A 26,776-nucleotide genomic window follows, 5' to 3' on the forward strand; every position below is an offset into this window, starting at 1 on the left:
ACCATACCATACTTTGACGGCATCATGCCCCAACAACGGTTATCGTGGGAGTTTCAGCGCTCAACGAGCCCGTTCATAAAGATACCCACCAAATGAGTGATGTGCTCTCGTGGTGAGCTGTCTTGCTCGGTAGCGAGTGATATTGCGGTCGCTACGCAGACTATGTCGTTGAAGCTGATCTCGGGTCGAATAGCTCCCGCCTCCTGTGCAGTATGCAAAAGTCGGGCACCTTCCTCACCGGTTGCGAGACATCCGGGCGTTCCAATCTGTAGAACCGTCCCGAGAGACGCCGCGAAACCTCGATAAACATTCGTATATTGGACGAGTTCTTCAAGGTAGGCGCGTAAGGCGTCTGAAGGGTCAAGATTGACTGCTCTGGCACGGCTCGTCTCAGCGAGAGCCAAGAATCGGGAGCTATACGTCGCGGCTAGGAGGTCTTCTCGCGTTGGGAAGCGGCGATAAAGCGTCCCGATCCCAACCCCGGCGCGCTTTGCGACGTCGTCCAATGAAACACCAGCGCCTCGCTGCATAAAGACTTCCTCGGCTGCGGCAAGGATCCGCTCCTTGTTTAGCTGCGCATCGGCTCGCAATGGGGTTTCGTCAGCCAAAAAATCTGCCTCGCTATACCTTGTAAGTGGAGGATATCTCCATATAGTAAGTGGAGCAACCCTCCACTTACTGCGAAAGCGAGCGAATGACATGACGAAACGATTTGAGGACAAGGTCGTGGTGATCACGGGCGCTACGGATGGCATAGGCTTGGCAACAGCCAGGTTGTTTGCAGCAGAAGGCGCCCATGTGTATGTCACGGGACGCCGGCAGGAACGCCTGGATGAGGCGTTAGAAGAAATCGGCAACGGCGCCGTTGGCGTTCAAGGCGATGTCGCCGATCATGCAGACCTCGACAGGCTCTTTGCAGAAGTAAAGCGTGATCGCGGCCGCGTGGACGTGGTGTTCGCAAATGCCGGCGTGTCCGAGTCCGCCCCGATCGGCGCCATTGAAGAAGATCATTTTGACCGTGTCTTTGGCATCAACGTGAAGGGCATGGTCTTCACCGTGCAAAAGGCTCTACCGCTGATGTCTGCCGGCGGCGCTGTTGTTTTGACTGGATCGGGGGCGGGTAGCAAGGGCTTTGCCAACCTGTCCATCTACAGTGCTACAAAGGCAGCGGTCCGCTCGTTCGCACGAACATGGACGACCGATCTGAAAAGCCGGGGCATTCGTGTGAACGTCGTTTCACCCGGCATGGTCATGACACCGGCAATGCAGACCTATCTGCAGAACAATGTCGGCGCCGAGGAATGGATGCAGCAAACTATTCCTTTCGGGAGGCTCGGTCAGACCGAAGAGATCGCCAAGGCGGTGCTGTATCTCGCATCGGACGAAAGCAGCTTCGTTGGCGGCGAGGAGCTATTTGTCGATGGCGGCTTCGTGGCAGTCTGAAAACTGGTATCAGTCTTGTGACGTCCTGACCCTCGAACGGTTTCGCCGCAAAACTCCTCGCAAAAGTCGGAGTTTCACCGCGGCCGTTGACCGCTTCGGGCCGAACCCAGACCCTGGCGGTAAGAACGATGATGTCCGCTTTTTGTGGTGGTGCCCTGGCAGCGGAACTTCAGCTTGGGCCCCGAAGTCGCCTAATCGGCTGCCATGGGGTGGGAAACGGACTGACCGCTCTTGGCATGAAGCCGCGATAAGCCGACATTCAGAAAGATTCTTGGTGCCCACAACACAAGGCTGACCGCGTACGCTCTGACACGCGGTCAGCTCTGGTTCGGAACCTTGTGGGAGTTCCTATGCCCGTCATGGCTAGAGCCACATCAGTCGAACTTGACCAGGTCCTTGAAGATCAGGTGGCCCCAGCTATTGCCGCGCGCTTGGACCAGCAGCCCACCTTCCGACAGCCCGCCAAGTTTGATTGGCGCGAAACCGAGATTTTCCGTGAGCTTACCAATCTCCGCTGCCGCGCCGTCATCGTCGCTCGCCAGGAACACCACTCTCCGGCCCCCATGTGCGGCCGGGTCTTGGTCAAGGACGGCAGCGACCAAATGGTTGAACCCCTTGACCACTCTTGCGCCGGTGAAGGCCCGCGCGACAACCCTTGCGGACGGCTGTCCGCCCAGATCCTCATCTGGCACGCCGTAGGCATTGGTCACGTCAACGATGATCTTCCCCTGCCAGGAGGGGAGCGTCTTCGCGACATCCGGGTGCGCCTCGAAACGGACGGCCAGGAAGATGATGTCCGCCTCGACCGCTTCCGCGAGCTTTCTGGGGATGATCGTAGGCCCGATCGCGGCCGCTTCGGATGCAAAGCTCTCCGGGTCACGCGTGGTTGCCACGGATACTTCGATGCCCTCGCGGGCAAACGCCTTCGCCACGGCCTTGCCGATATTGCCGAAGCCAATGATTGCGCAGCTCATATTTATTCTCCTCGTGTCTACCACGCCTATCGGACGGCTCCAAACGATCGCACGGAGCGAGCGGTGGGCGTCGTGCATCAGAGTTGGGCCAGGCCGCCATCGACGGCGACTTCGCTGGCGGTCATGAAGCTGCTGTCAGACGAGGCGAGAAAAGCAGCCACCGCTCCGATCTCCGCCGGATCGGCCATGCGCTGGAGCGGAGTCATCGCGCCGTAGGCCTTCTGGCCCTCCTCGCCCAGAGCCTCTTTAGCGAGTTCAGTGGCCGTCGCCCCGGGCGACAGCACGTTGACCCGGATGCCGGTGCCCTTCAGGTCCTCCGCCCAGGTCCGCGCGAGATTACGCACGGCCGCCTTGCTTGCGCTGTAGGCGGTGAAACCTGGAGCGCCCGTAGTGCCGGCGCTCGATCCGGTCAGGATGATCGAACCGCCCGGGCCCATCAGCGGCAGCGCCTTCTGGACCGTGAAGATCGTACCCTTAACGTTGGTGTCGAAAGTATCGTCGATGTGCTCGGGAGTGATCTGGCCGAGCGGAAGCGGGCTTCCCGCCCCGGCATTGGCGAAGACGATGTCGAGGGTTCCGCGCTCGGACTTCACGGCCGCGTAGAGCCGGTCGAGATCGGCCTCATTGGAAACCGAGCCCTGTATTGCGCGGGCATTGGAACCGAGGTCCGCCACGGCGGCGTCGAGCGCTTCCTGCCGTCGGCCAAAGATGAAGACGAAAGCGCCCTCTTTGATGAAGCGCTTTGCCGAGGCGAGGCCAATGCCGGTCGCGCCGCCGGTAATCACAGCCGTCTTTCCATTCAATCTGGTCATGTCGCGTATCCTTCGTTTGCCATCGCAGGCTTTTGCTATTCGAGGAAATCTCCCCGTGGCTCCCAAGATGGGCTCGACGAAGTCGGCTGGTGAGTGTGGAGTTGCGCACATCTCTGGTGCAAAAACGATCCGGTCATGTGATTGAACATCGTGACATCCGCGCACAGTGCGGCCTAGCGTGTTACAATACACTCGGAAGCGCCGTGCATTACGGCGCAGGAATGCACCATGATTGACTGGGATGACGTTCGCTACTTTCTCGCCGCGGCGCGCGGAGGCTCAGTGCGGGCCGCCGCCAAACGTCTCGGAGTGAACCACGCAACCGTGCTGCGACGTATCGCGCAACTCGAGGAGCGCCTTGGCGCCCAGATGTTTGAAAAGCTCCCTGCGGGCTACCGCCTGACGCCTGCAGGTGAGGAGGTCCTCGATTTAGCGGAGCAGATGGAAGCGTCGTCGCACCAGCTCGAAACGCGTGTCTTCGGGCGCGATCAGAGCGTGCGCGGGCTACTGCGTGTGACGTTACCGCCTCCCCTCGCAGCACATCTACTGATCCCGGACTTGGCCGATTTCGTGCGCCTGCATCCGGACATCGAATTGGAAATCTTATCGTCCGGCGAGCTGGCAAACCTGACCAACCGAGAGGCCGACGTGGCCATCCGCGTCGTCTACAATCGCGAGACCCTGCCGCTCAATCTTTATGGCTTGAAAGGGCCGGACCTGTTTGGCGGCTTCTACATCTCCGGCAATCGGCTAGCCGAGTGGCGGGCGGGCGGGCCGGATCCCAAGTGGATCGCCGTAAGTGGTCATGGAGTACCTGACTGGACCCGCGAGGGAGAGGCTCGGACAGCCGGGACTCATTTTAGGACCATGGATTTCGAAACGCAGGTCGCGGCGGTTCGGCAAGGTATCGGCATTACAGCGCTACCGTGCTTCGTAGGAGACGCCGATCCCCGACTAGAAAGGGTGCCTAGCACCGGCCTGCACCTGTACGGTCCGGTATGGCTTCTCACTCAAGGCGAGACACGCAAGACGAAGCGTGTGCGGCTCTTCACCGAGTATGTATCCCGCAGACTAGCCGCCTACGCTCCGCTTCTCGCTGGGCTGTCTGTGTCGTCCGACTGACGGCCGACAGGTTACAGGCTACCTTGCCATCATTCGGCCGGAAGCCGCGCTGCGGTTCCACGAAACAACCTGGTTCCATTTGCCAATGTTGCGGCGTATCGTAGCCGTCAACATGCGTGAGCGACGATATCTTGCCCGGCATCAGCCGATTGGACGGACACAACGTGCGACATAACGGATGACTACTTCCGGGGGTGCCTCGAGTAATGTTTAACGACCGGAACGGGTCTATTCCTGTCATCTTGTTGCGCCCGGTTCCCTACATGACTCGAGCGGGGTGGGATGGGGACTGTCCGCTGGTGCCAGGGAACCGCTTGTCCGTCAGGTTTGGATCGTCCTCGAACGGCCCGGTCGGTTCAACGACATAAATCCTTTCCTTTCCGCTGCCTGAGGCCAACTCGGTACCCCAGATCGCCGCATCCAGCGTACCCGCAAAATATACCCAGGATAGCGCTTTGGTCTCGGCGAAGTTGGACTGGTGGCCAACGGCTATCAGGTCGCCGGGCTTCAGATCGGCCTTGGTTCCGTGGAAAAACGATCGTGAAAACCTGGTGGCATTCGCTGACATTCGCTCGCCGCTCCTTTGACGTGCATCGAGGGCGGTTTCCTTGACGCAAGATTCCCGGCTTTCCGCAAGGGCCCGCCTCGGGTTACATAATGATTTGGAAAATGTGGTGACTTCCTCCTGTCCAGCACACGCCTGAGGTAGTCCGTCCGCATAGTTGCTCGGTTTTGAGCGGAACGGTAGTGACAAGGTCGGGAACCCGCTCCACTGCTTGCCTCCGGAGCACTGCCTCTATCCACACCTCGCCGCAACGACGCGACCTGAGTCAGGGTCCGTTTCGATCGTGACACGATTATCGCGCAGATCGTGTGTGACAGGATCGCCAGGGGCGATCTGGCGCACCAGAGTCGCCCCTGTCAGACGCATGGCGTCTTGATCGTTCGGCTTGATCCCGCCGATGAGGCGCTGCGTCGCGGCCGGATTGCATACTCCGGAGGCAGACGGCTGGGCGGTGTGTTCTGCGGTGCAGCCGGCAAGAGCCAGCAGCGCAGCCGCGGCAGTGGCCGGAGCCGCGAATCTGTTTGGATCACGGGGCATCGCGCGGTCCTTTGCGTTCGGAAGCAGCAAGATAACCGGCGCCATCCCGGAATCGCAAGGGGCAAGGCTCGCAAACGGGCTTCCGCCCGCGTTAACCGCGAAGCAAACATGCCGGAGCAGGGTTGCGGCTCCCGGGCCGTTAACGGACGTACCGCCTTCGATTTCCGCCCTGCAGATCGCGGATGACCGGATGTGCGGGCGGTTGCAGGATGACCGTCACCGCCGTCGAGGTGCATCCAATCGACGAAACGCACTGTTGTCTCGCTCACGTGGGCTGGAATAGTAAATTCGAGAAGGATGGCAGGCATGTCGAGGTCCCGTTCACCAATACCTATCTCCTTGAGCAGAACGACGGAAAACTGAAGGCTTTTTGGTTGGATCACTGGCGATGAAATCCAACTGCTGAAGGACAATGGGCTGATGTGACACCGTAACGCGACGCAGACCAGCGCGTCTGCTTCGTTGTCTCGGACAGTGAAGATCCGCTTCCAGCACTGCCTGTCAATCGGCGCGGAATGTTGGGTCTGACGCAATCTCGAAGACATCAGGGCGCTCCGACAATACGTGCCTCTAGCAGATCCAGCTTCCCGCGACCGTACATTTGCCGCTTGATGAGTTTAAGCTTGGTGATCTGGCCCTCGGTCTGGCCGTTCGACCAGATTGAAGTTATCGCGTTCTGGACCGCTGCCCCAGTCGCGGATGATGCCGTTGGCGAATGACGCGACAAAGCTTCTTGCAGCGCGAGCTTCCAGATCATCTTTAGACTTGCTGCGCAGCATTTTGTGGAAGCTCTCGATGACATCCCCGGCCTCGACAAGATCCGGTAGCCTCTCTTCAATGGCAGCGACTGTCATCTTTTGAGCCTTGGTCAAGTTGTTGTGTTCAAGCGTCATCAGGCGGACGATAGTGCGTGCGGCCGGCGCATGCCCAAGTCCGTTCTCGGCCTTTCCCGCACGCCTTCGCCGCGTCTCCTGTCTCAATGTGGGGGTGACATCGCATCTCCTCATCAATCGCGCGCTTGCGCCTGAATCCGCCTGCTTCTCTTCTGAACGCTGTGAGTTATGCGTTCGAGAACTCTTGTCGGGTCACCCGCCATGGCAGTAATCTGCCGCGCTACGGTCTCTGAGGCGTCGCTGACCAGTCCTGCCAGTTCCTCGACACGTCTGACGGTCGACGCGCCGCTAAGCCCGACCTCCTCGGCCAGGGCCAACCAATCAGCACGTCTCAAGGTAGGCGCTGTGAACCGTCCGGCAATGCCTTGAGGCAGGCTTTGGTCAACCCGACGGTATACCGCGGCACACATCAAATCGTATAGCGGCGCCATTTTGGCCGAGCCGCCAGCGCCGATCAGGATCGAGTGGTTCTTTGCGTGTGAATCCGAATTGCAGATCAACACGTTGAAGATCACCGTGTCGAGAAGCTTCAGGCGCTCGGCAGGCGACACGAGGTCGCTGATGGCATGAAACATCATCTTGAGCGTCACGCCGCCACCTGTCTTCGATCGCTCATATTTCTGTAACGGGAAATGACCTGTGAGCTGGCAGAGATCCTCCTGGTGCAGGCGGCGGATCTCGCCTTGGGGGTCGGTGAAGCGGTCATAGCGCTTCACCAGCAGATAGCGCCGTTGGCCTGCAACGCCGATCGTCGCCTCGGCGGTTTCCAATCCACACTCCCGCGCCAGCGCTAGGCAGAAGGCCTCGTTCTCAACGCTTCCCGCAAGCCGCCTGGTGTCCGGTTTGATAATGTGGGTCGATGGCGTTCCATCGACAGGGATCGAGATGGCCCCGCCCCCATCGACAAAGACAGGCAGCTTCTCCTGCACGCCTGCAAGTGACATCGAGACACCCCGCTCGCCCACCAGGAAAGGTTTGGCCGGAAGCTCATTGAGTATCCGTTCCAATGTTTTCTCATTCGGAATGAACCGCAGGTTGACTCCCGCCTTCCGCGGCTTCCCGATCGACAGCGCGCCGGCCGTGTCCCGTCCGATGTGGCCGAGCAAGCCCACGATGTCCTGGGGAGAAACCTTCAGCCGTTGGCCGATCTCGGCGAGATGCGTTTCCGGAAGCAGGTTGGCGAGCCATGGCAGCAGTACATCGGCGCCGACCGCCCCTGAGCGCATCGGCATGGTCAGTGAGACCGGGAAAGCCAAGCGCCGCGCTTCCCAGGATGGATCGTAGGTAAGCCACCACGCATCTTCGAATGTCATATGCGCGACGGGGAAGGTTTCATAGAAGACTGTCGTCATCGACCGTCACCGAAGATCGGCAGGAAGCCGAGATCGTCGTCCAACGCGGTTGGAGTGACGGGTGCGGTCTTGAGGTCCCCGATTTCCATGCCTACGGTGCGGGCGACGATCAGTGCTTTTTCGAGCTGACAGCTCGGCTTGCCGGATTCGAGTTCGACGATGAAGCGCTCGCCCGTGCCGGAGCGCGCGGCAAGCTCAGTCTGGGTCCAGCCCAGGCCTTTTCGTTTTTCCCGGACGACGGCACCAAAATCGCGTGCGGACCTGAACATCGAGGACCTCCATTTGTGGCTTACCGTACAGGAAGATTTCGCGAAAATCAACAAATAACTTACCGCTCGGGAAGCGTCGACGCGAACAAAAGAAAATCACCCCGATCGGGAAGCTTCCCTACGGGCATATCGATGCTATGAGGTAAAGGCCCGGATTTCCAAAAGGAGTTGCGGCGAACGAGCATAGTCAGATGGAATCCGGTGTGGGCCCGCAGTGGCCTGGAGGGGGAACAGCAATTACTTTCGCATTGGGGCCCGACAGCAGTCTGTGCGGTTCTGGCGGAAAACCAAATAAGCCGCCGTTAGGCTGCCGACCCCTGAGCGGGCATTCCATGGTTATGATGACTTCCAAGCTCGCGTGTTGCGGGTCGGTGGACGCCGGTGCGGAAGTGGAGAGGGAGCGTTCCGCTGGATTTCCTTGCAAGATGCGATGGCGAGTTCAGTGCTCCGCGACAGAAAATCGGCAATGATTTCAAGTTCGTGCGCGTCGTATGTCGACCACAGCTCGTTCATCTTCTTCTCAATGCCCGTATAAATCAACTTGATCGGCTCGACCGCATCCTGCCGGATGCGGACTAGCACCTTGCGCCGATTGGAGGGGTCCGCGCACCGTTCGACATAACCGGATGGTCCACGGGGATCAATCTGCCACGAAGATATGTTGCGGATGCCAGGACCGCGAATGCCCTCATTCTAGTCGGGTCCTCACGGGTGGACGCGGATGACCGTCTTCCCCGCGCGTCGCTTGGGAGCGTTGAAAACCGTGATAGCATCCTCGAGGCCCGAAACTGTGCCGATGTTCGTCCGCAGTCGGCCGTCCCGCACCCGCTGGACGATCGCACTCAGTTGGGCACGGTCAGCCTCGACAACGAAGTCGACCGCCAGCCCATAGGTGGGCCGAGCCTCGACCGGCCCAACGACGGTCACCAGCGTTCCGCCGGCCCGAATCAAGGCCGCGGATCGCTTCTGAATGTCCCCACCGATGACATCGAATACTAGATCGACTCCTCCGAGGTCCTCCAGGGTATCGTTCTCGAGATCGACGAATTCATTTGCGCCGAAATCGAGCGCCGTCTGACGGTCGGCGGCGCGCCCGGTGCTGATGACGTACGCACCGGCCTCTCGTGCGAGCTGCGTCACCATCGAACCGACGGCACCGGCTGCGCCGTGCGCAAGAACACTCTGCCCTGCCTGAAGGCGGCCGTGCTGAAACAGTCCCTGCCACGCGGTCAGACCCGAGATCGGCAGGCTCGCGCCCACCGTGAAATCGACATCGCCCGGTAGCGGCGCTAGGTTGCGCGCCTCCATGGCTACATACTCCGCGAGCGTGCCGTCGCGATGCCAGTCTGCGAGGCCGAACACCCGCTGTCCCACCGACAGACCCGTTGTGCCATAGCCGATGGCGGTGACCACTCCGGCCAGTTCGTGCCCGGGGATCGACGGTGTGCGGTCATGGTCACGGCGATCGCTCCAGGTCGAGGGCCACTCCAACTCAGTCGGGACGAATCCCGACGCATGAACCTGAACGACGACGTCGTTTATCGCTGCCTGCGGCTCCGGCCGCTCCACCAGCTTCATCCCGGCCGTTCCTGCAGCCTTGTCCGTCACAATGATTGCTTTCATCGGAACGCCTCCTCGGTCGTTTGTTTCTTTGATGGAAATGCTGCTTGCCGGCCGGTATGGGTAGCGAACCGTAGCTTTCATCGACGATTGCAAGTCTGGCAGCGCGGAATGAAAATTGCCAATAGCTGGCATGTATAGTTTCCATGCGGGTCGGTAATTGCGGCGCTCGACAGCGTGTGCCCGGCCTGGACGGCGTTGGACGAGCGGTGAAGGAAGAACAATGGAACTCAACCAGATTCGATATTTCCTGAACCTGGCGGATACCCTCAATTTCACCGAAGCAGCTATCCGGAGCGGAGTGTCCCAGCCCACGCTCACCAGAGCGATACAGCGGCTCGAGCAGGAGTTGGGTGGAACGTTGGTCTATCGCGATGGGAAAGATAGTCGACTGACGGCGCTCGGCCGCGAAATACGATCTGAATTCGCCGCGATTGCGGACCGCGAGCAGCGGGTCCGGGCTATATCCCTCAATCGAGTTCATGGTCGCCGTGAGACTTTGACGCTGGGCATCGTGAACACCATCGCGCCGGCGCTGATTACCGGGTTCGTTTCCCACGCCCTTCGGCAGATGCCGATGCTGGAACTGGTTTTGCAACCAGTTGCGCGCGACGAAGGAATGGAGCGTCTCCTCCTCGGCCAGATCGATGGGTGCTTTTGCACGGATCCAACAGCCAGAAACACCAAGATCGCCACCGTCCAGATGTTCCATGAGCGACTGTTACTGGCGATGGCGCAAGACCACACTTTGGCAAGTCAGGCCTCGGTTTCGCTTTCAGACCTGTCGGAGCAACCTTACCTCGATCGGCTCCAGTGCGAATTCCGCACGCGCGTGCAAAACCATCTGCATGAGCGCGCAATCATCATGATCCCGCGGCTTAGATCCGAACGGGAGGATTTGATTCAACAAGCCGTGGCGGAAGGCGCCGGTGTTTGCATGCTACCCGAGCGCTCGGCAATCGTCGGCGGCCTCACGTTGCTCCCGGTCGATACGCTGGACCTGTCGCGCACGGTCGCATTCCAATCTATTTCCGGATCGGGGACGGCCGCGGCGCTACGGCAGCTCCGCGTCCTGATAGAGCGGTTTGCATGGTCGTGAATTCTGTGAAAAGTGCCGACCTGATGGATGCGATTGCCGCACAGGCTTCCCATCGCATGTCAGTGGCACATTGAAATTATAGTTGCGGCGTATTGGACACCTTCGGATCGAGTATCCATCTTTGGGACAGGAATTCGAAGGAGGAATTCATGGCTGCCTACAAGAAAACAGAAACTGCGATCGCCAGGCTGTCGCCCGAGGAATATCGGGTGACGCAGCAGAGTGCGACCGAGCGTCCGGGAACCGGTGCGCTTCTCCATAACAAGGAACCCGGCATCTATGTCGATATCGTCTCGGGTGAACCGCTGTTCGCGTCGTCGGACAAATACGAGTCGGGTTGCGGGTGGCCGAGCTTCACCAAGCCGATCGAACCGGCGAACGTGAACGAGCTGCGCGACACCAGCCACGGCATGATCCGGACGGAAGTGCGTTCGACGCATGGCGACAGTCATCTCGGCCACGTTTTCCCGGACGGACCGACCGATCGTGGCGGCCTGCGTTACTGCATCAATTCGGCTTCGCTGCGCTTCGTGCCGCGCGACGAGATGGCCGAGCAGGGTTACAGTGAATATCTCAACCAGGTGGAGGACATCTGATGACGACCGAACGCGCCGTTCTCGCCGGTGGCTGCTTCTGGGGCATGCAGGACCTCATCCGTAAGCTGCCCGGTGTGATCTCGACCCGGGTCGGGTATACAGGTGGCGATGTGCCGAATGCGACATATCGCGATCACGGTACCCATGCCGAGGCGATCGAGGTCATTTTCGATCCCTCGCAGACCACCTATCGCCAAGTGCTCGAGTTCTTTTTCCAGATCCATGATCCGACGACGCTCAACCGTCAGGGGAATGACCGTGGCACAAGCTACCGCTCGGCGATTTATTTCACCAGCGATCAGCAGAAGGCCGTTGCGCTCGATACGATCGCAGACGTTGATGCGTCGGGATTATGGCCAGGCAAGGTCGTTACCGAAGTCGAGCCGATCGGTGATTTCTGGGAGGCCGAGCCCGAGCACCAGGACTATCTCGAACGGTATCCGCAGGGATATACCTGCCATTTTCCACGTCCCAACTGGCTGTTGCCGCGAAGGACCGGCACTGCCGCCTAGAAACAAGCGGCTCGCGGCATAGCGCCGCGAGCCGCGGGAGAAACTCATGGAACCGGGAATTGTAGCCTTGCCGGCCCCTCCGTTTGAGCATGTCCGGTGGATCGATGAAAACGGCGGTGACCGCAGCCTCCTGAGCTTGGGCGGGTGTGGGCTTCAAGATATTGTACTTCCTTCAGGATTGGTGAGCGGGCTGTCACGCATATGAGTTTCCCACGTTTGCGACCCTTGCCAAGGAACTTCACATTGGCGCAGCAATATCTCGAGTCCGGCAACGAAGGGACCATCCCGCTCGGAGGACCGCGTAAGACACAGCGATGGGTCGGGGTTGGCGAAGGCGGCTTCAAGAGGGCTCATCGACGTATCGGTTGGCCACCCTGCGCCGGCGGGAGGTTGCCCGTGTTTGCGCGGAGATGGCCGAGAACAAGGGGCTACCGTTCCGCGCCGCCAAGGATGGCGAGAACGTCAGCGGCAAATTCACCGGCACTGTTGAGCTATCGAGCGGCAAGTTCGCCGTGGTCGAAAAGAGCCATGAGTTCACCCTTGTCCGGTGGCGGCCGGTCATCGATCGTCAGCTCGGCCGCGAGGTTTATGGGTATCGCGCAGGGCGGATCGGTGTCACGGCAGTTGGGAAGGCAAAGGAGGATAAGTCTAATTGTATGTCATGCGGGCATACTCCTTGCATTCAGGCTGGTCCGACCGCCGCCTCGCGAAAGCCGTCTATAGCCGCTCGTGGGACCTTCCGCTGCGCGGCGGGTATGGGGTGACCGAACCGTTCCCTATAGGCGCTCGGTGGAATGGATAGGCGGCGCATAAATGCACGCCGCATACGCTCTTCATCACCAAATCCGCATATGTCGGCTATGCGCTTGATGTCGGTGTCGCCGTTCTCGAGATGACGGCAGGCAGCTTCGACACGAAGCTCCTGGACGAGACTCGCAGGTGTGCCCCCATGCCATCGGGCGAAGTTGCGAGCAAAAGTCCTCGGACTCATTCCCACCACCTTCGCCAGCCCATCAACACTGAGATCGGAGTTCAGGTTGTTCATGATCCATGTCGGAAGGTCAGCAAGCCTGGCAACCGGAGGCGCCGTGCCGAGGCGGGTTTGCGCGTCAAGCGCGCTGCTGAACTGCGCCTGCCCGCCCGGCCTATGGAGAAAGACCACCAGTTCCTTGGCTACCCTCAGGCTCACTCGTCGGCCATGGTCATCCTCGATAAGTGCGAGCGCGAGGTCGATTCCGGCCGTCATTCCCGCCGAAGTCCAGATCGCGCCGTCCTGCAAATAGATGGGGTCGAGTTCAACGAGCACATTCGGGTGCCTGGCCCTCAATCGCTCGACTTCACACCAATGCGTTACGGCGCGATGTCCGTCGAGCAGCCCGGCCGCTGCGAGAAGAAAGGCACCGTTGCAGATGCTGCATGTGCGCCGCGCGGTCTTCGATACCTTGCAGATCCATTGAACAAGCGGCGCATCTGCGGTGAACGCCCAAGCGTTCAAGCCGCCGACAACAATGAGGGTATCGAGCGCGCTCGGGTCGATCGATTCCAGGCTCTGCGTATCGACTGACAAGCCGCAACTCGTCCGCACCAGCCCTCCCGCTTCCGAGAGAAAAACGAGATCGTATCCCCCGTCAACCTGCGAAAGCACATGATTGGCAACGCTGAATGCTTCCGCTGGACCGTTAAGGTTCAACGCCAATGCCTGATCGAACAGGACAAAACCGATTGTGCGGCGGCGGCCCATACGCACCTCCTTTTGGCAGGAAACGAGGGGTTGATGTCATATATGACAATGCGCCGTTTGGGTAGCCTCCTTGGAAATAACCCAAGGATGACGCCAGGATGGACACACATACGGTCAGCGCCGCCAGGGATCAGCGACAGTCATCTGGGCTGTTGTCGATCCTGACACTCACGCTTTGCGCTTTTTCAGTCACTACGGCGGAGTTCGTCATCGCCGGCATCCTGCCTCAGGTTGCAGCCGGCCTGGCGGTTTCCATTCCTGCGGCGGGCCACCTTGTAACCGCTTATGCAATCGGAATGATCGTTGGCGGCCCCTTGGTAACGCTGCTGACGGTCTCCGCCCATCGCAAGCCGTTGATGGTGACACTCCTTCTCGTGTTCGTCGCTGGAAATGTGTTTGCGGCGATGGCCCCGAGCTACGTCGCCCTGCTTGCGGCAAGACTCCTGAGCGGATCGGTTGTGGGCACCTTCTTTGCGCTGGCGGTTGTCGTGGCGGCGTCGCTTGCCGCGCCCGGCAAACAGGCATCGGCCATCGCGAAGGTCGCGTTCGGCTTCAATCTGGCGATGATCCTGGGCGCCCCGCTTGGAACACTCATCGGTCAGCAGTTCGGATGGCGCTCGACCTTCATCACTATCGCGGTCCTTGCGAGTATCGCTGCGGCGCTTCTGGTCAGGCTGGTCCCTGTTCACGGTATTCCTACCACCGGGTCAGTTGTCGGCGAGCTTCGCGTTTTGAAGAATCGCGATCTCCAACTTGCGCTTGCCACGACCGCCGTAGGGAATGCGGGGGTCTTGATGTTCTTTATTTACCTCGTCCCGCTTCTAACCAATGTCAGCGGGTTCGTTCCCGATAGTGTGCCGGCGCTGCTTCTGCTTTACGGCGTGGGCGCTACGCTGGGAAACCTCGTCGGTGGATGGCTGTCGGATCGGGCGTTGATTCCGTCCATGATAGGTCTGCTTTTGAGTCTCGCCATTGCGCTTGCGTTGTTCTGGCTGATCGGTGCCATCCAGCCCGCCGCACCATTGATGATATTCGTAATCGGCGCGCTTGCCTTCTCTGTTATCCCCGGAATGCAGACCAAAGTTCTGATTGCCGCTCAGGAGGCACCGACGCTTGGGATCGCGTTGAATGCCTCCGGATTTCAGATCGCCGCCGCTCTCGCAGCATTGGCTGGCGGCGAAATCATCGACGGTAGCCTGGGGCTTGGTGCCCTTCCTCTCGTCGGGGCCGCCGTGACTGTCGCAGGCGTAATTCTGGCGCTCATATTGCTCAAGCGGAGCAGAAGTTAGCGCTGGGTCGATGATCGTCTTCACACCACTCAGCGGCGGCAACGCAATCGGCCTCGCGTTCCTGATTGCCACCGCCAGCCGCCATGTCGGCGGGCTGGAGGACGATACGGCCCGCGCACCACCACATCGGAGGGCACGCAACCCGATGGGCACGAAATCTATTCTATAGAGAGCCGCTAACCCAATAAAATCGCTAAAGCCGGATTTTCGAGTGGCATTCGGCGGTTTGCTGCCAGCCGTACGAGAGATTGTGATGATGCCGCCAGTGTTAGGAGGCGGAGTCATCCCGTCTGTCCAGCGGAAAACTCTTCGCTTGCTTTCGGTGGTAACTTGCCTACCGTCGGACAAAAGGAGAACGATCCTATGGCCAATGTTGAAAAGGTGACCGTCGCCCTCACTCCGGAAATGACGGCAATGATGCGAGAGGTGGTCGAGGCTGGCGAGTATGCGTCGGCGAGTGAAGTCATGCGGGAGGCTCTGCGTGACTGGAAGCATCGACGGACACAGCGCACCAAGGCCATCGAAGAATTGGGACGGTTGTGGGATGCCGGCATGAACAGCGGTCCGGCCATCAATGGTGAGGAAGCCGTCGCTCGGATTGGGCAGAAGCTTGATGCCAGGATTGCCGAGCGTGGGGCTGAATGAGCTATCGGCTTCGACCACAGGCCGAGGCGGACATCGAAGCCATTGCCCTTTATATCGCCGAGGATAATCCTTCGGCGGCGAAACGCTGGTACGACGATATTCATCATCGTTGTCAGCGGATTGAGGAGATGCCAGGTATCGGAATAGCTAGGCCAGAGGTGCGCCCCGAACTGAGAAGCTTCGCTGTTGGAAACTACCTGATTTTGCACCGCCAAATCGACGAGGGGACAGAGATCGTCCGTGTCGTGCACGATGCACGACAATGGGAAGACCTGCTCTAGGGGGATGTATGACAGGTGCGGAGGGGCCGGCGGAAGGGCTGACCTGCCGCCATTGCCGGTCGTACCGGCACGGCCAATCAAACTTCCTTTCCAAATCGAGAAGCTGATTGGCCGTGCCGAACAAGACAAGGGAAGTTGAGATGCGCCAAAGATCAGGAAGCGACCGGCGCGGATTGCCCCGCGCCCGTCTTCATTGGTGTCGATCCGTCCGGATCAGGCGAGATCGAAGCGGTCGGCGTTCATTACCTTGGTCCACGCTTCCACGAAGTCCTTTACGAACTTCTCTTGTGCGTCGGCGCAGGCATAGACCTCCGCCAGTGCCCTGAGCTGCGAGTGCGAGCCGAAGATCAGGTCGACACGCGTCGCTCGCCACTTCAGTTCGTTCGTCTTGCGGTCGCGGCCCTCATAGGTGCCGTCAGCGACGGGCTGCCACTGCGTGTTCATGGTCAGAAGATTGACGAAGAAGTCGTTCGTCAGCTTGCCTACCTCTTTGGTGAAGACGCCATGCTCGGCGCTGCCGGTATTGGCACCCAGCACGCGCAGCCCGCCGAGCAGGACCGTCATTTCCGGCGCCGTCAAGGTCAGCAATTGCGCCCGGTCAACCAGCTCTTCCTCCGGCATCATGAATTGCCTGCCGCTGAGATAGTTGCGGAAACCGTCGGCCCGCGGTTCTAGCGGGGCGAAGGACTCCACGTCCGTTTGCTCCTGGGAGGCGTCCATCCGCCCCGGCGTGAAGGGCACATTGACGTTGACCCCAGCATCCTTGGCGGCCTTCTCGACCGCCGCTGTACCGCCGAGAACGATCAGGTCGGCAAGAGACACCTTCTTGTCCCCGGTCTGCGCCGTGTTGAACTCCTTCTGGATTGCCTCAAGCGTTCCGAGCACTTTCGCGAGCTTGGCCGGCTCGTTTACCTCCCAGTTCTTCTGGGGCTCAAGGCGGATGCGCGCGCCATTGGCGCCGCCCCGCTTGTCGGAGCCGCGGAAGGTCGAGGCCGATGCCCAGGCCGTCGCGACCAATTCCGACACCGACAGTCCAGAGGCGAGGATCTTCGCCTTCAAATCGGTGACGTCCCCATGGCTCACCAGCTCATGGTCGACCGCCGGGACCGGGTCCTGCCAGATCAGCATTTCTTCCGGCACCAGCGGGCCGAGATAGCGCACTTTAGGACCCATGTCGCGATGCGTAAGCTTGTACCAGGCGCGGGCGAACGCGTCGGCGAACTGATCCGGATTTTCGTGGAAGCGGCGCGAGATCTTTTCGTAGGCTGGGTCGAACCGCAACGACAAATCCGTGGTCAGCATGGTCGGCACATGCTTCTTCGATGGGTCGTACGCATCGGGAACAGTGGCTTCCGCGTTCTTCGCCTTCCACTGCCAGGCGCCGGCCGGACTCTTCGTCAGCTCCCATTCATAGTTGAACAGATTGTCGAAGAAGTAGTTACTCCACCTGGTCGGCGTCTGCGACCAGGTGACTTCCGGGCCACCGGTGATCGCGTCGGCGCCGAAGCCGGTGCCATGCCCGCTTTTCCAGCCGAGTCCCTGGTCCTCGATCGCGGCGCCTTCCGGATCCGAACCGACCAATGACGGGTCACCGGCGCCATGGGTCTTGCCGAAGGTGTGACCGCCGGCGATCAGCGCTACGGTCTCCTCGTCGTTCATCGCCATTCGGAAGAAGGTTTCGCGAATGTCCTTTGCCGCCGCAACCGGATCCGGATTGCCGTTCGGCCCTTCCGGATTGACGTAGATCAGGCCCATCTGCACCGCGGCGAGCGGGTTCTGAAGCTCACGCTCTCCGCTGTAGCGTTCGTCGCCGAGCCAAGTTCCTTCGGGACCCCAGTAAAGCTCTTCCGGTTCCCAGACATCCTTGCGGCCGCCCGCGAAACCGAAGGTCTTGAAACCCATCGATTCCAGGGCGACATTGCCGGTAAGGATCATCAGGTCGGCCCAGGAGATCTTGCGGCCATATTTCTGCTTGATCGGCCACAGAAGCCGGCGCGCCTTGTCGAGGTTGGCGTTGTCAGGCCAGGAGCTGAGAGGCGCGAAGCGCTGCTGCCCGGCGCCTGCCCCGCCGCGACCGTCGGTGATGCGGTATGTACCCGCGCTGTGCCACGCCATGCGAATGAACAATCCGCCATAGTGACCGAAATCGGCCGGCCACCAGTCCTGTGAATCCGTCATCAGGGCGCGCAGATCCTCGATCACGGCATTGAGGTCGAGGCTCTTGAATTCTTCGGCGTAATCGAATGCTTCACCCATCGGATCGGATAAATCAGAGTTCCGATGGAGGACATCGATATCCAGCAGCTCTGGCCACCAGTCACGATTCCTGCGTCCGCGGGTGCCGCCTGTGAACGGGCATTTGCCCGCATTGTCGTCAGTCTTTGCGTCCATGATTTCCTCCAATCGGTCTTGCCGCTCATTGCCTGGAATGATTCCAGAATAAGGAAACCAGACGATAATCGCCAATTACGTTTTCCGTTATTATTGATAGGATTTCCTTATGAGATAGCCGACGGATCATCGGATGATCATTCCGCCGACCCGGTCGAAATTGTCGCTTCCCTTCTGGCTTAACATTTGACGGGGCGCCGCCCGATTGGCGGCGCAATGAAGCGTGGAGCCAACAGCGCGGGGACGCCTGGCATAAAAGCCAGGCCACGCCATTGCTGCGGGTTCCTTCGGTGATCGTATCGTCACGGGTTCTCCGGACCTGAACGTCCTTATCAACCACAATCATCCTGACTCGGCTGAAGTGAAGATTGTCGACCACGAGGAATTTGCCCTCGATCCAAGGCTGTTTTGAGATCAAGAGAGGCCGGTCTGGTCTCCGCCCGGCCAGTCCTCATCCGGTATATCGCTGAGATCACCGTTCTCGACGCCGTCGATCTCGTATTTTTCAAGATAGCTGCCGAGCAGCGGCCCGAAAGAGTCGACCTTGCTCTGGTGCTTGCCCTCGGCGATAAGTCCCGGGATGAGCAGCGCCACTGCGCCGACGCCTGCGGCAAGCATCCCGAGGCCGCCCGCCAGGATCGGAATCAGGCGCGGCACGGTGGCGCCCAACACGCCCAATCCGCCTTCGACGGCGGATGCCAATCCGGCCATCGCACCCGCCGCGCCGGCCGCGATGCTGAACCCACCGCCAACCTTGTCGCCGTTTCGGATCGCCTTCACGCCATCGAAGATGGCATAGGCGCCGGCGGCTATGCCGGCGATCCCGCCGAGACCCTTGGCCGCTTCTTCGAATTTCCTCAGATTCGATCCCAGTTTTTCGTAGAACTTGTTCTTGTCCTGCGCGACTTGGCTTTCCGGCGAAACGTCATCGAGAAGCGAGCCTATGTTGTTGAGAAGATCGTCGCTGACCTTGTCTTTCAGGCCATTGAGATAATCCCGGTACCCCTTTATCCCGCCCTCGGTCAGGATCGTGGCCGTCATGACCGAGCCGGTGGTGATGTCGACGATCTGCCTGTCGGTCAAATTGCCCGCGCCGCCGGCGCCCTTGGCGATCGTGACACCGACCAGGAAGAGACCGCTGACGCCGTGCAGGACACCCGCGTTCGCGGCTCCCCTAGCTGATGAATCCTTGTCCAGAAGCCCCAACTGGTCGAAGGTCTTTGTTCCCTGGCGCAGCAGATCCCAGTCGCCCCTGAAGGTCGCCAGGATCGAATCCGGCGTCGCCAGTGTTCCATCCTGGTTCAGCAGGAGCTCGGGGCTGTCCTTGCTGATCTGCTCGATGAGTTTCTTCACCTTTTCCTCATCGAGCTCATCGCCGCCATTGACGCCGAAAACTTCCTTGAGGTCCTCGAAAGAGGCGTCCTTGAAAGCATTCTCCTGAACGATGTCGGTGAAATTGTCGTTCAGTTGCGTATCGAACTGACCGGTGAATTCGGGATTGAGCGCGGCATTATAGAGCGCGACCTCCATGCTGAACGCGCTGGTTGCCTCCTCGAAGGAATGGTCTTTCAGGAGTTCCTTCAGGCGATCGCCCGAAACGAGGGAATTTTCGTAGAATTCCTCGAATTCGCCATTGTGGGAGGAATTCTGGACGGCCCTCTGGAGTTCTGAAATGTCTTCGATACCCAGGGCGGACTGGAATACCTGCGCATTTCCAAAGAATTCGGCAAGGATTGCCTGCTGATCCGCCCCGTTCTCGCCTTCCGACCGTGTCTTCCAGAGATCGTCAAGCGCCTTGCCCGACTTGATTTCGTCTTCATAGGTTTTGGTCAGCGCTTCCTTGAGACCTTCATTATCTCCGACCAGCTTCTCCAGCGCACCGGCCCCGTTTTCACTCATGTATTTGACGGTTTCGGGATCGTTTTGCAGGATTTCGATGTGGTTGTTGATATCCTCGAGAAGCTTTTCGGGCTCCCAATAGACGCCTGCATCGTTGGCGATGGCGACCTTGCCGTAATCGTCCTTCCACATGCCCGCACCAGCACCCTGGATGACCAATTGCCGGGCCTGCAGCAATTCCTGCAATACGGCTGCTTTCTGCTCGGGCGAATAATTTTCCGGATGTTCGAAGACATCCTTGTCGAGGTTCTTCGTATCAACGCCAGACACGATGCTCCTGTCAGCAATGCTCGACAGGAGAGCGACCGCCGATCCCGCATCCTTCGGCGCCTGGTTCGTCAGCCAGCCCGATATGTCCTTGTCGCTCAACTTGCCGTCGGGAGCGAATTTCAGATTGTCCTGAGCCGTCTCGAGGATGCTGAATGCTCCCGGATTGGACCAGAAATCCAGCGCTTCCTTGAATTCGTCGCTGATATCAGGATTGTCTTCCCTGTATTTTTTCAGGGCATCGGCCGTCAGATGGTCTCCTGAATCGGTCGCATCTTTGATGGCGTCATAATTCTGTTCGAGGATGGAAGCGTATTTGAAAATCTTCTTCGAGGTTTCATCCGCATCGGGATTGTTTTTCACGAAGTCCCTGTATTTGCCGCTCTCTCCATCGAGGCTGGAAAAGCCATACTTGCCGAAATCCTGCAGCCGGCCTGCCTCCGTGCCATGCTTGGCTTCGCCGCTCTTGGTGAAACCGTCGATGCGCCCATTGCCGACATCGTCGCCGGTCAGTATCTTTCCTTCCTCATTATATCCCTCGATGCGTTCAAGCACCTGCTTGGCCCTGTAGGCGGCGTCGGCATCGTGTTCGAAATCGCCCACCCTGTCCTTCAGCATGTCCCTGACACCGCTCTGATTGCCGAGATCACGCAGAAGCGGCGTATCATCGATGATATCCTGCGCGGAGCGGTCATCACCCTTCGGGCGCGTCCACTCAATTCCAAGGGCCTCGGCTTGTTCGCGGGCTTCCTGATCCTTGCCGACCGATCCCCAATCGGTGCGTTTACCCTTGAGGTTGGAGAACCCATACTTGCCGAAATCCTGCAGCCGGCCCGCCTCCGTGCCGTGCCGGGCTTCGCCGCTGTTGGTGAAGCCGTCGATCCGACCATTGTCGACGTCCTTCCCGGCTATCTTGTTTCCTTCCTCATCGAAGGTTTCGATATGTTCGAGGACCTGCTTGGCCCTGTAGGCGGCGTCGGCGTCGTGCTCGAAATCGCCGACCCTGTCCTTCAGCATGTCCTTGACGCCGCTCTGGTTGCCGAGATCGCGCAGAAGCGGTGTATCATCGATGATGTCCCGCGCGGAGCGGTCATCGCCTTCCGGGCGGGTCCACTCGATTCCCAACGCTTCGGCTTGTTCGCGGGCTTCCTGATCATCGCCGACCGATGCTGGATTCTGGAGTTCACCCTTAAGATTGGAAAGGCCGTACTTGCCGAAATCCTGCAAGCGGCCGGCCTCCGTGCCATGCCTGGCTTCGCCACTGCTGGTGAAGCCGTCTATGCGGCCATTGCCGACATCCTTTCCGGCTATCCTGTTTCCTTCCTCGTCGAAGGTCTCGATATGTTCAAGCACCTGCTTGGCCTTGAATGCGGCGTCGGCATCATGCTCGAAATCGCCGACCCTGTTCCTCAGCATGTCCTTGACGCCGCTCTGGTTGCCGAGATCGCGAAGAAGTGGTGTATCATCGATGATGTCCTGCGCGGAGCGGTTGTCGCCTTTCGGCAGTTCCCAGACGATTCCCAGCCGTTCAGCGTCTGGATTGACATTGTTGCCGTCCTGCTGCTTCGCTTTTGCGACGATAAATTCCCAGTTCGCCTGGGATGCGCTGATGTCTACCGGACCGCCTGTCGAGTTGGGTTGTGTCGCGCTGATCTTGGACATCGCAGAACTCTCCTTAAGTCATTGGGGACAAATATTTCGACTGGTTCGGGAGCGCGGTAAGGTTCGGTTCTCGCCCTTTCCTGCAACTTCTGCATGCTTAGAGCAGGTTCGTGACAAGCGTTTGAAGTGGTGGCTCTGCAAACTTTGAAATCACGACGGTGCGGTACCGCTTGATAAATATCAACGACGCGTTTCCGGCTGCCTGCTAGGCGGGTTCTTGATTGTTCACGACGGAATGCGATCCATGGCGAATATCAAACGAACCTTCTGGGGCATATTGGGTTTGTTGAGCGTTCTGTGGATTTTCTCCGAACCCCAACTGTTCCAATCCGCCGGGTTCCTCGCCTTTCGCGAGATCGTGGTTCAATACAGCGGCATCATCGCCATGGCTGGGATGAGCATGGCGATGGTTCTGGCGCTTCGGCCTCGTTGGCCAGAGGGCTGGCTCGGCGGGCTGGACAAGATGTATCGCCTGCACAAATGGCTGGGCATTGGGGTGCTCGTCGTCGCCGTCCTTCATTGGCTATGGGCCAAGGGACCGAAATGGGCGGTGGGCTGGGGCCTGATCGAACGGCGGGCACGCGGGACGGCACCGGTCCTGGAAAATCCGATCGAGCAATTCTTCATGACGTTGCGCGGTTCTGCCGAGGGGATCGGCGAATGGGCCTTTTATGCCGCCGTGCTGCTGATCGCGCTGGCGCTGATCAAGCGCTTTCCGTACCGGCTGTTCTACAAGACCCACCGCCTGCTGGCGCTCGCCTATCTGGTGCTTGTGTTCCACGCCATCGTGCTGGTGAAATTCAGCTATTGGACGGCGCCGGTCGGCATCGTCATGGCACCGCTCCTGGCGGCCGGCACCTATGCGGCATTCATTGTACTCCTGCGTCGTGTCGGCGTTTCCCGGCAGGTCCAGGGCAGGATCACGTCCATGCAGTATTATCTGGGCGTTCGAAACGGAGATCGAGGTGCCGCATGGCTGGCCCGGTCACAAGCCTGGCCAGTTCGCCTTCGCCACTTCCGACAGATCGGAAGGCGCGCATCCCTACACCATCGCGTCAGGATGGAATGACGAAAAGCCGCTTATCACCTTTGTCACCAAGGAGCTTGGCGACCATACCAGCCGACTGCGCGAAAAGCTGCGCGTTGGACAGGACGTCAAGATTGAAGGGCCCTATGGCTGCTTCACGTTCGACAACGGCCAGCCTCGGCAGATCTGGATCGGCGGCGGCATCGGCATCACGCCTTTCATCGCGGCCATGAAGCATATCGCGCAGCAAGGACTACATCCTGACCGGGCGCATCCGGTGATTGATCTCTTCCATACGACTGCCGAATATGACGGGACGGCCATTGCGAAACTGAGGGCTGACGCCAAGGCAGCGGACATCCGCCTGCATGTGCTTGTCGACGCCCGCGACGGCTTCTTGTCCGGTGAACGGATTCGCAAGGAGGTGCCGGAATGGCGCGATGCGAGCATCTGGTTCTGCGGGCCCGCCGGCTTTGGCGGGGCTCTGCGACAAGATTTCGCGGCAAAGGGGCTACCGGTGACGGAGCGTTTCCATCAGGAACTGTTCAATCTGCGGTGAGGCAATTTCTTTGAAGCACCATCATGCGAAGTCGAGGACAAGCGCCCGATGATCCGAGACTTCCGGCTCGTGGACGACGTCGAAATGCTGCACGTCGATATTGGCGCTCACGAGCATGTAATCGGCAAATCGTGGTGTTTTGCGATAAAACGACGTGCGGGTATCTGTCGCTCCCCGAGCTTCATCATGCCGTCAAGTTCCGTGCCGACCGCGCCCACGCCCGGACCGTGGAAAGCGCGGCGATCCGCGTGGAAGCAACCCGCGACAATGCCGAGCGCATCTCCTTCGTCGTCCCCGGCGAACACCAGCCACTCACGCCGACGCATTGGAGCTACGGGCAGCTTTGCAGCCTGGTCGGTGCTCCGTCGACCTATATGCGCCAATTGCCCGCGCCGCTCGCCGCGATCAATCTCCAGCACGGTCTCCTCAATAACCGCTCCGAACTGGTGAAGACGCTGGAGATGGACGACGGGCGTGTCGAGCTGAGGGCGGTGACGGGTTCCGGGTACGGGCGCATATGGGACCACGAACTGATCTCGGCCGTGATGAACATCGCGGGCAACGGCACCGGCGACACGATCTGGAAAGTGCCGGGCGTGCTCGACTGGTCGACAATGACCCACAACCCCTTTGTGGACATCACGAAGGACACGACGACGCTTTACGCCTCGGACAGGGATGTGTTCGTATTTCTGGTTGACGACACGCACCCGATCGAGGCTGGTCGTCTTCCGAATGGCGAACCGGATCTGTACTTTCGCGGCTTCTATGCCTGGAACAGCGAAGTCGGCTCGAAAACGCTCGGAATTGCAAGCTTTTACCTGCGCGCCGTTTGTGCCAACAGGAATCTGTGGGGCACTGAAAATTTCGAGAAAATCACCATCCGGCACTCGAAATTTGCCGCGCAACGCTTCGCCCACGAAGCGGCCCCAGCGCTTGCGAACTTTGCCAGTTCCTCGCCGTCATCCTTTATCGCCGGCATCCATGCCGCGCGCCAACGCATCGTTGCGCGCAACGACGAGGACCGCCAGACTTTCCTGCGCCATCGTGGTTTCTCCAGGGACGAAACCGGCAAAATCATCGAGACAGTGCTTTCCGAAGAAGGAAGGCCGCCGGAGAGCGTGTTCGACTTCGTGCAGGGCATCACCGCGCTGGCACGTGGCAAGGTTCATCAGGACACGCGGCTGGAACTCGAAGGCAAGGCTAAAAAGCTGCTCGAGAGTGCGGCCTGAGTGCTCTGTCTGGCAAGGAAGGCTGCGAGCCCTGGTGCGTGATGCGGGCCTGCGACTAATGAATGCCGCTGAAATTCTCGGCATCCGCGGTCTGCTGGTGCACGCGATTTCCCAGGATGCGCGAGCCTTCCATGAAGCGGTCGGGTTCCTGCCTTCGCCATCGGACCCCATGATGCTGATGGTCGGGCTGCGTGATCTGAACGGGGCGCTGGAAACCTGACATTGTCGTTGGTTTACCCCCACCAAGCTCCTACGACGCCAAATCAGGCATTCAACTGACTTCTGTATCAAGGAAGCCGTGGCATCTCCCCGTCCGCCACCTTCCAGACCCAGGGCGTAATCTCCGGTCTCGCTTCAATCATATCCGCAAGCGCATGCTCGTAATCGTCTCCGGCTGCCGCAGGCACGATGAACATCGCGACCGGAGCAGGCTTGTGCTCCGGCAGCGTCACCGACACGATCGGCTGATCGCGCGACAGGTTGAAGCGCAACCCCTTGATGCTCTTGCGCTTGAGAAAGCTCAGCTTCTCAAGCAGTCGCAGCTCGTTGATATTCTCGAAAGGCAGCCAATGCTCGTTGACCACCATCAGCGCGATCTCCTCGACCGAAGCGATGCCGGAGGCCGAAATCCCGAACGTCGCGATAATGATCAGATGAAAACCTTCATTCGAGCGCCAGAGCTCCAGTTCGGCCTCGTAACGTGCGGTCAATCGTCCCCATGCGCCATCGTCGATCATCAGGGCGAATGGCAGATGCCGAACAACGATCCTGTGTCCCTCCCGCGCGGCGGCGAACTCCTTCACCTCAGCCACGATCAGCATCAGCTTACGCGGGCCCGGGCCAGTTGTCTGTATGTCCTTGAGCGCAGCCGCCCGGCGGGCGCTGATAGCGTCCCTGTCTTCGGAATGAAAAGGCTCAGGAACGAAGAGCATGTTGTTCAGGGGCTCGCCTCTCGCTGTCATCAGCGAGGCCGCGTGAAGAAGGCTGTTGCGTACCCGGCCCCAACCGCGTTTGCCGGCCCAGGTGGAGCGCCATTCAGTCAGTTCTCCAGCTTCCCACAGATAGTGCAGCATCGCCCGCAACGAGAGCTTCTTCGCTTCACCGCGGATGCCCGTTTCCGATGGTTCCGAAGAGGCAACCGGTGACGACCGAGGCCCTCTCTTCGTCAGGGAAAAGTCCAGCTTCAGGTCGGCCTTCCCGCTTGCATCGACCTGGATCGCATTGCCAATCAGCGGTCCCAGGCCGGATAGCTCGTACGGCGGATCACAGGATGGGCATGAAGGATCATGGTCGCGCCCGGTTAAAGGCATGCGCTTGACGAGATGCTGCCCGTCCAGCCGCGCGATATACATCGGAACGGGCGGCTCCATGCACATACACAGCGGCCGTAGCCGCTGCTCATAGGCATAGGGAAGAAGCTCCTCAAGCTCCCGGGAGTTTTCATCCAGCGTCCTGTCGCCGATCGTGAACTTTCGCATCTCTTTCCTCCTCACGTCGGGCAAGAGGCAGCATCGATCATGCTGGGATAGATGTAACACGGACGGTATCGATTAGACTATCAGAAATTTACTAGTATAAATGATGATGGACGTAAGGACGGGTGGTACGGTCTGACACGGACGTGAATGTGAGAGAGCGGGGGACGGGAAGAGGTGGGATGGAAGCTGGAGATGCGGCTTTCGGCAGCCCGTCGTGGGTAATCGGCCTGTTCATCCAGGATGATTGCCCTGGCGTGGCGCTTCCTTGTGTCGAGGAAGGAGTGGCCGGCGATCCTTTGCAGCCTGATTCAGCGTCATCGCCTGCTCGACATCTTTAGCTGATCGCGAAGGAGATGTTTCATGCTTACCGCCACGGATCTGGCGGACCGTCTTGCGCGCGATGCCGAGGCTGTCTGTCGGCATTATCTTTCCGCCGGCCGCAGAGCCGGCAATTACTGGGTCGTTGGCGACGTCGCCAACAATGAAGGCCGCTCACTCTATGTGCATCTAG

The 26,776-nt window shown here is 59.6% G+C and carries 25 protein-coding genes and 3 pseudogenes; 15 read left to right on the top strand and 13 right to left on the bottom strand.

Annotated features, from left to right (window positions below; genetic code table 11):
- Positions 1-53: 53 nt before the first annotated feature.
- The gene (locus tag ATN84_RS25625) at positions 54-755 is read right to left on the bottom strand and encodes a TetR/AcrR family transcriptional regulator (RefSeq protein WP_342027703.1); all 702 of its coding nucleotides are present in this window, start codon (positions 753-755) and stop codon (positions 54-56) included.
- Here ATN84_RS25625 and ATN84_RS25630 point away from each other — a divergent pair.
- Entirely contained in the window at positions 700-1,443 is a 744-nt protein-coding gene (locus ATN84_RS25630) for an SDR family NAD(P)-dependent oxidoreductase (RefSeq protein WP_068885345.1), read from the top strand. The two genes, ATN84_RS25625 and ATN84_RS25630, sit on opposite strands and share 56 nt — an antisense overlap.
- A 374-nt stretch (positions 1,444-1,817) precedes the next feature.
- On the opposite strand, the gene ATN84_RS25635 is transcribed toward ATN84_RS25630, so the two are convergent.
- The gene (locus ATN84_RS25635) at positions 1,818-2,495 is read right to left on the bottom strand and encodes an NADPH-dependent F420 reductase (RefSeq protein ID WP_153020394.1); all 678 of its coding nucleotides are present in this window, start codon (positions 2,493-2,495) and stop codon (positions 1,818-1,820) included.
- Complete coding sequence (locus ATN84_RS25640; protein ID WP_068885347.1) at positions 2,495-3,229, bottom strand: SDR family NAD(P)-dependent oxidoreductase; 735 nt, start codon at positions 3,227-3,229, stop codon at positions 2,495-2,497. The genes ATN84_RS25635 and ATN84_RS25640 overlap by 1 nt, the downstream gene beginning before the upstream one ends.
- Positions 3,230-3,457: 228 nt before the next feature.
- On the opposite strand from ATN84_RS25640, the gene ATN84_RS25645 reads away from it, so the two are divergent.
- Positions 3,458-4,351 carry a LysR family transcriptional regulator gene (locus tag ATN84_RS25645; protein ID WP_068885348.1) on the top strand — a complete coding sequence of 298 codons (894 nt, stop codon included), beginning with the start codon at positions 3,458-3,460 and terminating at the stop codon, positions 4,349-4,351.
- 262 nt (positions 4,352-4,613) lie between these two features.
- Here ATN84_RS25645 and arr read toward each other — a convergent pair.
- Both arr and ATN84_RS25655 read right to left on the bottom strand, forming a co-directional pair.
- Positions 4,614-4,919: pseudogene (gene arr / locus ATN84_RS25650) on the bottom strand (NAD(+)--rifampin ADP-ribosyltransferase); the annotation flags it as partial.
- A gap of 228 nt (positions 4,920-5,147) precedes the next feature.
- Entirely contained in the window at positions 5,148-5,453 is a 306-nt protein-coding gene (locus tag ATN84_RS25655; RefSeq protein ID WP_068885373.1) for an I78 family peptidase inhibitor, read from the bottom strand.
- A gap of 209 nt (positions 5,454-5,662) precedes the next feature.
- Here ATN84_RS25655 and ATN84_RS25660 point away from each other — a divergent pair, with 209 nt between their 5' ends.
- Positions 5,663-5,845 carry a hypothetical protein gene (locus ATN84_RS25660; protein WP_068885349.1) on the top strand — a complete coding sequence of 61 codons (183 nt, stop codon included), beginning with the start codon at positions 5,663-5,665 and terminating at the stop codon, positions 5,843-5,845.
- A 225-nt stretch (positions 5,846-6,070) separates the two neighbouring features.
- Here the strand turns inward: ATN84_RS25660 and ATN84_RS25665 are convergent, their stop codons facing one another.
- The 4 genes from ATN84_RS25665 to ATN84_RS25680 all read right to left on the bottom strand — a co-directional run bounded on the left by ATN84_RS25665 (position 6,071) and on the right by ATN84_RS25680 (position 9,590).
- Positions 6,071-6,346, bottom strand: a complete 276-nt coding sequence (locus ATN84_RS25665; RefSeq protein WP_153020395.1) for a hypothetical protein — start codon at positions 6,344-6,346, stop codon at positions 6,071-6,073.
- A 113-nt stretch (positions 6,347-6,459) separates the two neighbouring features.
- Positions 6,460-7,698, bottom strand: coding sequence for a type II toxin-antitoxin system HipA family toxin (locus tag ATN84_RS25670; RefSeq protein WP_068885351.1), 1,239 nt, complete (start codon positions 7,696-7,698; stop codon positions 6,460-6,462).
- Positions 7,695-7,967, bottom strand: coding sequence for a helix-turn-helix domain-containing protein (locus ATN84_RS25675; RefSeq protein ID WP_068885352.1), 273 nt, complete (start codon positions 7,965-7,967; stop codon positions 7,695-7,697). Before ATN84_RS25675 ends, ATN84_RS25670 begins: the two co-directional genes overlap by 4 nt.
- 705 nt (positions 7,968-8,672) lie before the next feature.
- Positions 8,673-9,590, bottom strand: a complete 918-nt coding sequence (locus tag ATN84_RS25680; protein WP_068885353.1) for an NADP-dependent oxidoreductase — start codon at positions 9,588-9,590, stop codon at positions 8,673-8,675.
- 220 nt (positions 9,591-9,810) lie between these two features.
- Here ATN84_RS25680 and ATN84_RS25685 point away from each other — a divergent pair, with 220 nt between their 5' ends.
- The 4 genes and pseudogenes from ATN84_RS25685 to ATN84_RS26540 form a co-directional block, all read left to right on the top strand.
- On the top strand, positions 9,811-10,686 hold the full coding sequence (locus ATN84_RS25685) for a LysR family transcriptional regulator (protein ID WP_068885354.1): 876 nt from the start codon (positions 9,811-9,813) through the stop codon (positions 10,684-10,686).
- A 149-nt stretch (positions 10,687-10,835) separates the two neighbouring features.
- Entirely contained in the window at positions 10,836-11,282 is a 447-nt protein-coding gene (gene msrB / locus ATN84_RS25690) for a peptide-methionine (R)-S-oxide reductase MsrB (protein ID WP_068885374.1), read from the top strand.
- Positions 11,282-11,794, top strand: coding sequence for a peptide-methionine (S)-S-oxide reductase MsrA (gene msrA / locus ATN84_RS25695; protein ID WP_068885355.1), 513 nt, complete (start codon positions 11,282-11,284; stop codon positions 11,792-11,794). Before msrB ends, msrA begins: the two co-directional genes overlap by 1 nt.
- A gap of 359 nt (positions 11,795-12,153) precedes the next feature.
- A pseudogene (locus ATN84_RS26540) lies at positions 12,154-12,433 on the top strand (DUF3363 domain-containing protein); the annotation flags it as partial.
- Between the two features lie 43 nt (positions 12,434-12,476).
- Here the strand turns inward: ATN84_RS26540 and ATN84_RS25700 are convergent.
- Complete coding sequence (locus ATN84_RS25700; protein WP_082766512.1) at positions 12,477-13,535, bottom strand: GlxA family transcriptional regulator; 1,059 nt, start codon at positions 13,533-13,535, stop codon at positions 12,477-12,479.
- Between the two features lie 152 nt (positions 13,536-13,687).
- Here ATN84_RS25700 and ATN84_RS25705 point away from each other — a divergent pair, with 152 nt between their 5' ends.
- From ATN84_RS25705 to ATN84_RS25715, 3 genes are all read left to right on the top strand, one after another.
- On the top strand, positions 13,688-14,824 hold the full coding sequence (locus ATN84_RS25705) for an MFS transporter (RefSeq protein ID WP_201026448.1): 1,137 nt from the start codon (positions 13,688-13,690) through the stop codon (positions 14,822-14,824).
- Between the two features lie 363 nt (positions 14,825-15,187).
- Positions 15,188-15,469, top strand: a complete 282-nt coding sequence (locus tag ATN84_RS25710) for a type II toxin-antitoxin system ParD family antitoxin (protein WP_068885357.1) — start codon at positions 15,188-15,190, stop codon at positions 15,467-15,469.
- Positions 15,466-15,750, top strand: a complete 285-nt coding sequence (locus ATN84_RS25715; protein ID WP_068885358.1) for a type II toxin-antitoxin system RelE/ParE family toxin — start codon at positions 15,466-15,468, stop codon at positions 15,748-15,750. The genes ATN84_RS25710 and ATN84_RS25715 overlap by 4 nt, the downstream gene beginning before the upstream one ends.
- A 213-nt stretch (positions 15,751-15,963) precedes the next feature.
- On the opposite strand, the gene katG is transcribed toward ATN84_RS25715, so the two are convergent.
- Together katG and ATN84_RS25725 are read right to left on the bottom strand one after the other, a co-directional pair.
- On the bottom strand, positions 15,964-18,141 hold the full coding sequence (gene katG, locus ATN84_RS25720; protein WP_068885375.1) for a catalase/peroxidase HPI: 2,178 nt from the start codon (positions 18,139-18,141) through the stop codon (positions 15,964-15,966).
- 414 nt (positions 18,142-18,555) lie between these two features.
- Complete coding sequence (locus tag ATN84_RS25725; protein ID WP_068885359.1) at positions 18,556-21,969, bottom strand: type III effector HrpK domain-containing protein; 3,414 nt, start codon at positions 21,967-21,969, stop codon at positions 18,556-18,558.
- Between the two features lie 244 nt (positions 21,970-22,213).
- Between ATN84_RS25725 and ATN84_RS28210 the strand changes: the two genes are divergently transcribed.
- From ATN84_RS28210 to ATN84_RS25740, 4 genes are read left to right on the top strand one after another with little or no spacing between them, the layout of a single operon-like run.
- On the top strand, positions 22,214-23,038 hold the full coding sequence (locus tag ATN84_RS28210; RefSeq protein WP_425287450.1) for a ferric reductase-like transmembrane domain-containing protein: 825 nt from the start codon (positions 22,214-22,216) through the stop codon (positions 23,036-23,038).
- Positions 22,935-23,555: a ferric reductase-like transmembrane domain-containing protein gene (locus ATN84_RS28215; protein ID WP_425287451.1), complete on the top strand. Its 621-nt coding sequence runs from the start codon at positions 22,935-22,937 to the stop codon at positions 23,553-23,555. Before ATN84_RS28210 ends, ATN84_RS28215 begins: the two co-directional genes overlap by 104 nt.
- A gap of 23 nt (positions 23,556-23,578) precedes the next feature.
- Positions 23,579-24,787 (top strand): DUF932 domain-containing protein, encoded by a 1,209-nt coding sequence (locus ATN84_RS25735; RefSeq protein WP_425287452.1) that lies wholly within the window; start codon positions 23,579-23,581, stop codon positions 24,785-24,787.
- 34 nt (positions 24,788-24,821) lie between these two features.
- Complete coding sequence (locus ATN84_RS25740; RefSeq protein WP_244491226.1) at positions 24,822-25,007, top strand: acetyltransferase; 186 nt, start codon at positions 24,822-24,824, stop codon at positions 25,005-25,007.
- Between the two features lie 67 nt (positions 25,008-25,074).
- On the opposite strand, the gene ATN84_RS25745 is transcribed toward ATN84_RS25740, so the two are convergent.
- On the bottom strand, positions 25,075-26,265 hold the full coding sequence (locus ATN84_RS25745; RefSeq protein WP_068885361.1) for a DUF1173 domain-containing protein: 1,191 nt from the start codon (positions 26,263-26,265) through the stop codon (positions 25,075-25,077).
- Positions 26,266-26,625: 360 nt separating this feature from the next.
- Between ATN84_RS25745 and ATN84_RS27985 the strand changes: the two are divergent.
- Positions 26,626-26,776, top strand: a pseudogene (locus ATN84_RS27985) (DNA primase); the annotation flags it as partial.

The sequence above is a fragment of the Paramesorhizobium deserti genome, from assembly GCF_001558695.1.
Lineage (GTDB): Bacteria > Pseudomonadota > Alphaproteobacteria > Rhizobiales > Rhizobiaceae > Paramesorhizobium > Paramesorhizobium deserti.